General features: G+C 68.1%; 2 protein-coding genes. Both read right to left on the bottom strand.

Translation table 11 applies throughout. The annotated features are described in order from the left end of the window. On the bottom strand, positions 1 to 8,850 hold an 8,850-nt coding region (locus ACIOEW_RS40955), incomplete at its 3' end, for a beta-ketoacyl synthase N-terminal-like domain-containing protein (protein ID WP_401970674.1). Positions 8,851 to 8,858: 8 nt separating this feature from the next. After that, positions 8,859 to 9,878 (bottom strand): beta-ketoacyl reductase (locus tag ACIOEW_RS40960; RefSeq protein ID WP_362557695.1); only part of this gene is annotated, 1,020 nt, incomplete at its 5' end.

Here is a 9,878-nt window from a genome sequence, read left to right on the forward strand (position 1 = left end):
CCACCCCTGAACCGCCTCCAACACCCCACCCAACACCGACCGCACACCCACCACCGGATCCACACCCACACCCACCGACGGCACCTCAAACACCGCCGACACCGGCACACCACCACCAACCGACGCCACCAACGGCCGCCACACCACCTCATGCAACCCACCACCCACACCACCCGACCCAGCCAACTGCTCCACCGACACCGGACGGAGCGTCAGCCCATCGACCGACAGGACCGGTGCTCCAGTGGCGTCAGCCATGGCCAGGGACACGGTGTCGTCGCTGGACCCCGTGAGTCGTACGCGCAGCGCGGTCGGACCTGACGCGAACAGGCGGATCCCCTCCCAGAAGAAGGGGAGTGCGGGACGGTCGTCCCCCTCCGGTCCGGATTCGGCACCGGCTGCTCGGAGCCCGAGGGCATGCATGGTCGAGTCGAGAAGCGCGGGATGCAGCCCGAACCGCTTGGCGTCCGCGTGTCCGGAGTCGTCGAGTTCCACCTCGGCGTAGATGTCCTCTCCGGCAGTCCAGGCCGCCTTGAGCCCTTGGAACACCGGCCCGTAGCCGTAGCCACGCTCCGAAAGGAGGTCGTACATGTCGACGACCTCCACCCGGACTGCGCCGGGCGGGGGCCATGCGCTGAGGTCGAACGCCGGCACCGACTCCCCCGCACCACCCACGACACCATCCGCATGCAACACCCACGCCCCACCCGCACCCGCATCCTCACGCCGCGAATGCACCCGCACCGAACGACACCCCACCTCGTCCGGACCACCCACCACCACCTGCAACGCCACCCCACCACGCTCCGGAACAACCAACGGCGCCCGCAACGTCAACTCCTCCACCACCCCACAACCCACCTCATCCCCAGCACGCACCACCAACTCCACAAACGCAGCACCCGGCAACAACACCGAACCCAACACCACATGATCCGCCAACCACCCCATCCCCTCCAACGACAACCGACCCGTCAACACCACACCACCCGAATCCGGCAACTCCACCACAGCACCCAACACCGGATGATCAACCACCACCTGCCCCAAACCACCCGCATCCCCACCACCCACACACTCCAACCAAAACCGCTCACGCTGAAACGCATACGTCGGCAAACCAACACGCCGAGCACCCGAACCCTCAAAGAACCGAGCCCAGTCCACCGGAACACCCACCACATGCAATCGACCCAGCGCAGCAACCGCCGAGGCCACCTCAGGACGCCCCTTACGCACCAACGGAACGAAGAGAGCTGACTCCGAGCGTGCGGACTGCTGCGCCATTCCGCTCAGGACGCCATCAGGGCCCAGCTCGATGTAGGAGGTGACGCCCTGGTCCTCCAAGAAGCGGACAGCATCCGCGAACCGCACCGCCTCGCGGACATGCCGCACCCAGTACGACGGCGTCGCGACCTCCTGTGAAACCTCACCCGTCACGTTCGAGACCACCGGAATCGACGGGGCAGCGAACGACAGCCCGGCGACCACCGCCCCGAACTCCGCCAACATCGGCTCCATCAAAGGCGAATGGAACGCATGCGACACCCGCAACACACTCGTCCTGCGGTCCTGCGCCTCGAACGTCGCCACCAGCTCGCGAACCGCCGCCTCCGTACCCGAAACGACCACCGCACGCGGACCGTTCACGGCAGCCAACGCGACCCCGTCAGTCAGCAGCGGAAGCACCTCGGCCTCCGTCGCCTCCACCGCCACCATCGACCCGCCGGCGGGCAACGCCTGCATCAACCGACCACGCGCCACCACCAGTTCAGCCGCATCCGCCAGCGACAGCACGCCCGAGACGTGCGCGGCAGCGATCTCACCAACCGAGTGACCGACCAGGAAGTCCGGACGCACACCCCACGACTCCACCAGCCGGAACAACGCCGTCTCCACCGCGAACAGACCGGCCTGAGCGAACATCGTCCCGTTCAACAGGCCGACATCCTCACCCCACACCACGTCACGCAGACTCACACCCAGCCGAGCATCCAACTCAGCCACCACCGCATCGAACGCCTCCGCGAACACCGGAAACGCCCCGTACAACTCCCGGCCCATACCGAGACGTTGTGCGCCCTGACCCGTGAACAGGAATGCCGTGGTTCCTACCGGCCGCGCAACCCCCCGCACCACCGAAGCCGTGACCCCGCCCTCGGCCAGTGCGGTCAGACCCCGCACCAGCTCCTCACGGTCCGCAGCCGCAACCACCGCACGATGCTCCAGCACCGCACGCGACACCACCGACGAGAAACCCACATCCAACAGAGAAGAGGAGGCCTCCAGCTGCTCCAGCAGCTTCCCGGCCTGCCCGGACAGACCAGCCTCACTCCGCGCCGACAGCACGACCGGAACCACCGGCAGATCAGCGGTAGCAACCGCCTCCGGCTCCTCGACCACCGGAGCCTGCTCCACAATCACGTGGGCGTTCGTCCCACTCAGACCGAACGACGACACACCCACCCGACGCGGACGATCCCGCTCCGGCCACACACGCGACTCCGTCAACAACTCCACCGCACCAGCAGCCCAGTCCACCTGCGGCGTCGGCACATCCACATGCAACGTCTTCGGCAACACACCATGCCGAATCGCCTGCACCGCCTTGATCACACCACCCACACCCGCAGCAGCCTGCGCATGCCCCAAGTTCGACTTCAACGACCCCAGCCACAACGGGTCACCCTCAGCACGCCCCTGCCCATACGTCGCCAACAACGCCTGAGCCTCGATCGGATCACCCAACCGCGTCCCCGTCCCATGCGCCTCCACCAGATCCACATCGGAGTAGGACAGTCCTGCGTTCTCCAGCGCCGCGCGGATCACCCGCTGCTGCGACGGACCGTTCGGCGCCGTCATGCCATTACTGGCCCCGTCCTGGTTGACGGCACTGCCCCGCACCACGGCCAGGACTTCGTGCCCGAGCCGCCGGGCGTCCGACAGCCGCTCGACAAGCAGAACACCGACACCCTCGGACCACGCGGCACCGTCCGCGGCACCCGCGAACGACTTGCACCGCCCGTCCTTCGCCAGCCCGCGCTGACGGCTGAACTCCACGAACATGTCCGGGGTGGACATCACGGCCACACCGCCGGCCAGCGCCATCGAGCACTCGCCCGAACGCAGAGCCTGAGCCGCCAGATGCAAGGCCACCAGCGACGACGAGCACGCCGTATCGACCGTCAGAGAGGGCCCTTCAAGGCCCAGCGTGTAGGAGATGCGACCGGACACCAGGCTGCCGCCCGTGGTCGCGGCGGCCTCCGTTCCCTGGCCGTAGTCGTGGTACATCAGGCCGGCGAAGACTCCCGTCCTGGTCCCCTTCAGGGAGCGGGGATCGATCGCCGCCCGTTCGAGGACTTCCCACGACGCCTCCAGCAGCAGCCGCTGCTGCGGGTCCATGATCAGGGCCTCGTTCGGGCTGATACCGAAGAACGCCGGGTCGAAGTCGCCGGCCTCGTAGAGGAAGCCGCCCTCGTTCGCGTAGGTCTTGCCCGGCACACCCGGCTCGGGGTCGTACACGCCCTCGATGTCCCAGCCCCGGTCACGCGGGAAGCCCGATACCGCGTCGCGGCCGTCGGCCACCAGGTCCCACAGGTCGTCGGGCGAGGTCACTCCGCCCGGGTAGCGACAGGCCATGCCCACGATGACGATCGGCTCGTCGTCCAGGTCGCGCACGGCGGGACTGCTGCTCGACTGCTCGGCCTCCCGGGCCCCGCTTCCGTCGAGCTCGCCGTCGATGTACCCCGCCACTGCCCGCGAGGTCGGGTAGTCGAAGACCAGCGTCGCGGGGAGCCGGAGTGCGGTCGTCAGGTTCAGTTCGTTTCGGAGTTCCACCGCGCTGAGCGAGTCGAAGCCGAGCTCCTGGAAGGGCCGGTCCGCCTCGATGGCCTGGGCCGAAGCATGGCCCAGCACCTTGGCCACGCGGCCACGGACCATCTCGAGCAGCTTGCGGGACCGCTCGTCGTCTGCGAGCCCCGCCAGGCTGCGCAGCAGCTCCTGCCCGTCTCCGGCCCCGGCCGCGGCCACCGCACGTGCAGCGGGTCGCCTGGTGGTGGGGACGAGGTCGCGGAGGAGCGCGGGAATGGTGTCGGTACGCGTACGGAGCGCGGTGACATCGATCGGCAACGGAACCAGAGCAGCCCGGCCGGACGCCAGACCCGCATCGAACAACGCCAGACCCTGCTCCGCCTCCAACGCCGGCAACCCCTGCCGCCTCATCCGCTCCAGATCCGCCTCACCCAACCACTCACCCATCCCCGCACCCGCCCACAACCCATACGCCAGGGAAGTAGCCGGCAGACCCTCCGCGCGGCGATGCACCGCCAGCGCGTCCAGGAACACGTTCGCCGCCGCATAGTTCGCCTGACCCGCCGCCAGAACCGAACCACCCGCCGACGAGAACAACACGAAGAACGCCAACTCACGCCCACGCGTCAACTCATGCAAATACCAAGCACCATCCGCCTTCGCACCCAACACCCGATCCAGCCGAGCCCCGTCCATCGACCCCACCAGACCGTTATCACCCGCCCCCGCCGCATGAACGACACCAACCAAATCCGCACCCACACCCTCCACCAGACCAGCCACCGCATCACGGTCCGACATGTCACACGCCACCACCGACACCTCAGCACCCAACCCGCGAAGCACACCACACAGGTCATCCACACCAGGAGCCTCCGGACCCCGACGCCCCGCCAACACCAACCGCCGCACCCCATACACCTCCACCAGGTGCCGGGCCACCAAACCACCCAAACCACCCGTCCCACCCGTCACCAACACCACACCATCCGCCACCACCAATGGCACCGATGGCACGGCAGTAGCGCCGGCAGCCACCTCCACCAGACGGGGCACCACGATGCCACCGCCACGCACCGCAACCTCCGGCTCCCCCGACCCCAACACCGCACCCGCGACATCGGCAAACGACCCACCCGCCGGATCCACATCCACCAACACGAACCGGCCCGGATTCTCCGCCTGCGCCGCCCGCACCAACCCCCACACCGGCGCCACACACACATCCACACCAACGTCTGCTCCGACGGAGACCGCACCACGCGTCACGATCACCAGCGGACCATCTGCGCCCCCCTCATCAGACAGCCACCCCTGAACCGCCTCCAACACCCCACCCAACACCGACCGCACACCCACCACCGGATCCACACCCACACCCACCGACGGCACCTCGAACACCGTCGACACCGACACACCACCACCAACAGACGCCACCAACGGCCGCCACACCACCTCGTGCAACCCACCACCCACACCACCCGGCCCGGCCAACTGCTCCACCGACACCGGACGGGAGACCAATGCACCGACGCTGAGAACGGGCTGGCCCGCCCCGTCAGCCACCAGGACCGACACGCTGTCCTGCCCGGCCGGCGCGATCCGTACGCGAAGAGCCGATGCCCCTGCCGCGTGAAGAGCAACGTTGGTCCAGGCAAAGGGCAGCACGGTCGACTCGTCGGTCCGCGAACCGTCATCGATGAGCGCCACGTGCATGGCCGCGTCGAGCAGGGCGGGGTGCAGGCCGAAGCGCTGGGCGTCGTCGTGCGCCGAGTCCGGCAGTGCGACCTCCGCGTACAGCTCCTCCCCGGAGGTCCAGGCGGCCTTGAGCCCCTGGAACACCGGCCCGTAACCGTAGCCACGCTCCGAAAGAAGGTCGTAGGCTCCCTCGACGCTGACGGCCGTAGCGCCCTTCGGCGGCCATGCAGTCAGGTCCGCGACCGGCGTCCCCGCGCCCGTGGCAAGGGTGCCCTCCGCGTGACGCGTCCAAGGCTCGTAGCCGGCGCCGTCGCCCCGCGAGTACACGCTGACCGAACGCCGCCCCGCCGGATCGGCTGCGCCGATCGCCACCTGAATCGCGACACCACCCTGCTCGGGGATGACGAGTGGCGCCTGCAACGTCAGCTCTTCCAGGAGGTCGCATCCGACCTCGTCACCTGCTCTGACGGCCAGCTCGACGAAGGCTGTGCCGGGCAGGAGCACACTGCCCAGCACGCCGTGATCGGCGATCCAGGCCTGGGTGGCCAGAGAGAGCCTTCCGGTGAGCACCATCTCATCGGCTTCCGCCAGAGCGACAGACGCACCGAGGAGCGGGTGATCGGTGGTGCCCAAGCCGAGCGAGCCGGGGTCGTTGCCGTCGAGTTCCGCTTCCATCCAGTACCGCTCGCGCTGGAAGGCGTAGGTCGGCAGATCGACGCGGCGGGCACCCGAGCCCTCGTAGAACCGGGCCCAGTCCACCGGAACACCCGCCACATGCAGCTGACCCAGCGCAGCAACGGCCGAGGCCACCTCGGGGCGGCCCTTACGAACCAGCGGGACGAAGACCACCGCCGACTCCGCATCCACCGACTGCTGCGCCATCCCGCTCAGCACACCATCAGGACCCACCTCGACGAACGACGTCACACCCCGCGACACCACGAACGACACCGCATCCGCGAACCGCACCGCCTCGCGGACATGCCGCACCCAGTACTCCGGCGAACCCCAGCCCTCCGACAGATCCCCGGACACACCCGACACCACCGGAATCGACGGCACACCGAACGACAGCCCGGCCACCACCGCCCCGAACTCCGCCAACATCGGCTCCATCAACGGCGAATGGAAAGCGTGAGACACCCGCAACACACTCGTCCTGCGGTCCTGCGCCTCGAACGTCGCGACCAGCTCGCGAACCGCCGCCTCCGTACCCGAAACGACCACCGCACGCGGCCCGTTCACGGCAGCCAACGCGACCCCGTCAGTCAGCAGCGGAAGCACCTCGGCCTCCGTCGCCTCCACCGCCACCATCGACCCACCGGCGGGCAACGCCTGCATCAACCGACCACGCGCCACCACCAATTCCGCCGCATCCGCCAGCGACAGAGCACCCGACACATGCGCAGCCGCGATCTCACCGACGGAATGACCGACCAGGAAGTCCGGACGCACGCCCCATGACTCCACCAGCCGGAACAGCGAGGTCTCCACCGCGAACAACCCCGCCTGAGCGAACATCGTCCCGTTCAACAGACCGACATCCTCACCCCACACCACCTCACGCAGACTCACACCCAGCCGAGCATCCAGCTCAGCCACCACCGCATCGAACGCCTCCGCGAACACGGGAAACGCCCCGTACAACTCTTGCCCCATACCGAGTCGTTGTGCGCCCTGGCCCGTGAACAGGAACGCAATCTTGCCCGCCGGCCGCACCGACCCCCGCACCACCGACGAGGACGGCTCGCCCTCGGCCAGTGCGGTCAGACCCCGCACCAACTCCTCACGGTCCGCAGCCGCAACCACCGCACGATGCTCCAGCACCGCACGCGAGACCACCGACGAGAAACCCACATCCAGCAGCGAAGAGGAAGCGTCTATCTGCTCCAGCAGCTTCCCGGCCTGCCCGGACAGACCAGCCTCACTCCGCGCCGACAGCACGACCGGAACCACCGGCAGATCAGCGGTAGCAACCGCCTCCGGCTCCTCCACCACCGGAGCCTGCTCCACGATCACATGCGCGTTCGTCCCACTCAGACCGAACGACGACACACCCACCCGACGCGGACGATCCCGCTCCGGCCACACACGCGACTCCGTCAACAACTCCACCGCACCCGCAGCCCAGTCCACCTGCGGCGTCGGCACATCCACATGCAACGTCTTCGGCAACACACCATGCCGAATCGCCTGCACCGCCTTGATCACACCACCCACACCCGCAGCAGCCTGCGCATGCCCCAAGTTCGACTTCAACGACCCCAGCCACAACGGGTCACCCTCAGCACGCCCCTGCCCATACGTCGCCAACAACGCCTGAGCCTCGATCGGATCACCCAACCGCGTCCCCGTCCCGTGCGCCTCCACCAGATCCACCTGATCCGACGAAATCTGCGCATCAGCCAACGCCGCACGAATCACCCGCTGCTGCGACGGACCATTCGGCGCCGTCAGCCCATTACTCGCACCATCCTGATTAACAGCACTGCCCCGCAGCACAGCCAGGACCGGATGTCCGTTGCTGCGAGCGTCGGAGAGCTTCTCCAGGAGCAGGACGCCGGCCCCCTCCGACCAGCTGGTGCCGTCGGTGGACCCTGCGAACGACTTGCAGCGGCCATCCTTGGACAGGCCGCCCTGTCGGCTGAACTCGACGAAGACCTCAGGCGTCGACATGACCGCCACGCCTCCGGCCAGCGCCATCGAGCACTCGCCGGAACGCAGAGCCTGGGCCGCGAGGTGCAACGCCACCAGCGACGACGAGCACGCGGTGTCCAGCGTCATCGACGGCCCCTCGAAGCCGAAGACGTACGAGACACGGCCCGACGCGATGGAACCCGTAGCGCTGTTGTGGACGTAGTCGTGGTACATCATTCCGGCGAATACGCCGGTCTTGCTGCCCTTCAACGTGGCGGGGTCGATGCCGGCCCGCTCGAACACCTCCCACGAGCATTCCAGCAGCAGCCGCTGCTGCGGGTCCATGATCAGGGCCTCGTTCGGGCTGATGCCGAAGGGAACCGGGTCGAACGTGTCCGCGGAGTGAAGGAATCCGCCCTTGTTGACGTAGCTGGTGTTCTGTCGCTCGCCGTCCGGATCGTACAGAGCGCCGAGGTTCCAGCCCCGGTTCTCCGGGAACTCGGATATCGCGTCCACACCATCGTTCACCAACTGCCAAAGGGCCTCCGGTGATTCGACGCCGCCCGGAAATCGGCAGCTCATCGCGACGATGGCAATGGGTTCGCGGGCCGCGGACGACAGTTTCCTGTTGTGGGCCCGCAGACGGTCGTTCTCCTTGAGCGAAGCCCGCAGCGCGGCGACCAGTTTCTCGTCAGAATTACTCATCGGGGCACTCACATTCCCTGCGTCGCGTCGTCAAGGCCGGAACCGTCGAGCGCCATGCTGATCAGGCTCTCGGTGTCCATCGAGTCGATGGAGTCGGGCGAAGGTTCGTCCATGCCCTCAGCCGGATTCACCGGCTCGTCATGAGCACCGGCGAGTTCGAAGAGGACTTCCATCAGTCCCGCGTCCCTGAGCCGGCTCAGGGGAATTCCCTGCAGAATGCGCCGGACCCGCTCCTCCCCCACGGCCTCGTCGTCCGTCGGAGAGTCGGGACGCAGTTCCTCCGCGAGGTACTGGGCGAGTGCGCGGGAGTTCGGGTAGTCGAAGACCAGCGTGGCCGGTGGGCGCAGTCCGGTGGCCTGGGCCAGTCCGTTACGGAACTCCACCGCGGCCAGCGAGTCGAACCCGAGCTCCTTGAAGGCCCGGTCCGGCTCGATGGCCGAGGGGCCCGCGTACCCGAGGATCGCGGCCGCGTGGGCGCGTACGAGGTCGAGCACCTGTTCCGCGCGCTCGTTGTCGGTCAGGGAGTTCATCCGCCGGCGGAACGCTGAGGCTCCGGATGCCGACGCGTCGGTGGTTCGGTGGCCACTGGGCCGCACCAGTCCGCGGAAGAGGTCGGGCAGGTCGTCCGGCTCCGGGGCCCCCGGTCCTGTGAGATCGACGCGCATGGTGACCAGTGCGGCCCCACCGGAGGTTTCGGCCGCGTCGAAGAGGGCCGTCCCCTCCTCACCCGAAAGGGGTTCGATGCCGGTCCGGCGCATCCGCTGGGAGTCGGCGCTCTGCAGGCTGTCCGCCATGCCGCCGTCCGCCCAGGGGCCCCAGGCGAGGGACTGGGCGGGAAGCCCTTCGGCCCTGCGGTACGTGGCCAACGCGTCCAGGAACGCGTTCGCCGCAGCGTAATTGCCCTGCCCCGGGTTACCGAGAACGCCGGCGGCCGAGGAGAAGAGGACGAAGGCGGCGAGGTCCATGCCACGCGTCAGCTCGTGCAGGTTCAGCGCCGCATCCACCTTCGGACGCAGCACCGCCCCCAC

It is taken from the genome of Streptomyces sp. NPDC087901, from assembly GCF_044742205.1.
Taxonomy (GTDB): Bacteria; Actinomycetota; Actinomycetes; order Streptomycetales; family Streptomycetaceae; genus Streptomyces.